Annotated in this window: 2 protein-coding genes; both read right to left on the bottom strand. The window is 65.3% G+C overall.

Translation table 11 applies throughout. From position 1 onward, the window contains the following. Positions 1–1,401: NADH-quinone oxidoreductase subunit L (nuoL, locus tag HPC46_RS34300; RefSeq protein ID WP_179476425.1), on the bottom strand; the 1,401-nt coding region annotated here is incomplete at its 3' end. Between the two features lies 1 nt (position 1,402). Beyond that, on the bottom strand, positions 1,403–1,702 hold the full coding sequence (nuoK, locus tag HPC46_RS34295) for an NADH-quinone oxidoreductase subunit NuoK (protein ID WP_005140925.1): 300 nt from the start codon (positions 1,700–1,702) through the stop codon (positions 1,403–1,405).

The raw sequence follows: 1,702 nt of genomic DNA, 5'->3' as shown, positions 1-1,702 counted from the left end.
GATCATCGGTGCGGTCATGGTGGCCGGGGATTCGTGGGGGTGGGTGGCTTCTTCCTTCTCAGTCCACCGCGCTCTGCCGAAGAACGTCAGCAGCATGACGCGGGTCATGTAGAAGGCGGTGATGCCCGCGCCCAGCAGTGCGGTCCCGCCCAGCAGGACGCCGGTGAGGCCGCCTGAGTTGAGGGCGGCTTCGATGATGGCGTCTTTGGAGAAGTATCCGGCGAACGGGGGGACCCCGATGATCGCCAGGTAGCCCAGCCCGAACGTGACGAACGTGACGGGTAGCAGGGTGCGTAGCCCGCCGTAGCGGCGCATGTCGGTTTCGTCGTTCATGGCGTGCATGACCGACCCGGCCCCGAGGAACAGGCCGGCTTTGAAGAAGCCGTGCGTTAAGAGGTGCATGATGGCCACCGCGTAGCCGGCGGGTCCGAGGCCGGCGGCGAGCACCATGTAGCCGATCTGGGACATGGTCGAGGCGGCCAACGCTTTTTTGATGTCGTCTTTGGCGCAGCCGATGATCGCCCCGAACACCAGGGTGACCGCACCCACGGTGACCACGGCGGCTTGCGCGGTGGGGGCGGCGGTGAAGATCGGGCCGGAGCGCACGATGAGGTAGACACCGGCGGTGACCATGGTGGCGGCGTGGATCAGTGCCGAGACCGGGGTGGGGCCTTCCATGGCGTCACCGAGCCAGGACTGCAACGGGACTTGGGCGCTTTTGCCGCACGCACCCAGCAGCAACAGCAGGCCGACGGCGGTCAGGGCGCTGGAGGTCATCTGCGGCACGGCGGTGAACACGGTGGTGTAGGTGACCGAGCCCAGGGTGGCGAAGAGCACCATCAGGGCGATGGCCAGGCCCATGTCGCCGACCCGGTTGACGATGAACGCTTTCTTGGCCGCCGTGGCCGCCGACGGTTTGTGGGACCAGAATCCGATCAGCAGATAGGAGGCCAGACCCACGCCTTCCCACCCCATGTAGAGGCCGAGGTAGTTGTCGGCGAGCACGAGCAGCAGCATCGCGGCGACGAACAGGTTGAGGTAGGCGAAGAACCGGCGCCGGGCGGGATCGGTCTTCATGTAGCCGACCGAGTAGAGGTGGATCAAAGCACCGACGCCGGTGATCAGCAGGACGAAGCACATGGACAGGGCGTCGAGTTGCAGCCCGAAGTCGACGTGCAGGGCGCCGACGGGCACCCAGGAGAACAGCACCTCGTGCACCACCCGGTCGTCGGCGGGCAGACCGAGCAGGTGGGTGAACAGCACCGCCCCGCAGGCGAAGGAGCCGATCACGGTGGCGCACCCGAGTAGATGGCCCCACGCGTTGGTGCGCCGCCCGCCCACAAGGAGGATCACCGCCCCGGCCAACGGCAGGGCGATGGTCAACCACACCAGTATCTGCATGTCAGTGCCGCAGCAGGTGGGCGTCGTCGACGTTGGCTGAACGTCGGGTGCGGAAGATGGTCATGATGATCGCCAGGCCGACCACCACCTCGCAGGCCGCCACCACCATCGTGAAGAACGCCACCACCTGACCATCCAGATGGCCGTGCATGCGGGAGAACGTCACGAACGCCAAATTGCAGGCATTCAACATCAACTCCACACACATGAACATCACGATCGCATTGCGCCGCAACAACACCCCCGCCGCACCAATCGTGAACAACAACGCCGACAGGTAGAGGTAATTGTCCGGATTCAT

This window comes from Mycolicibacterium vinylchloridicum, from assembly GCF_013404075.1.
Taxonomy (GTDB): Bacteria; Actinomycetota; Actinomycetes; order Mycobacteriales; family Mycobacteriaceae; genus Mycobacterium; species Mycobacterium vinylchloridicum.
Note: the sequence above shows the minus strand (reverse complement) of the source record. Positions and strands in the feature narration are given on the sequence as shown.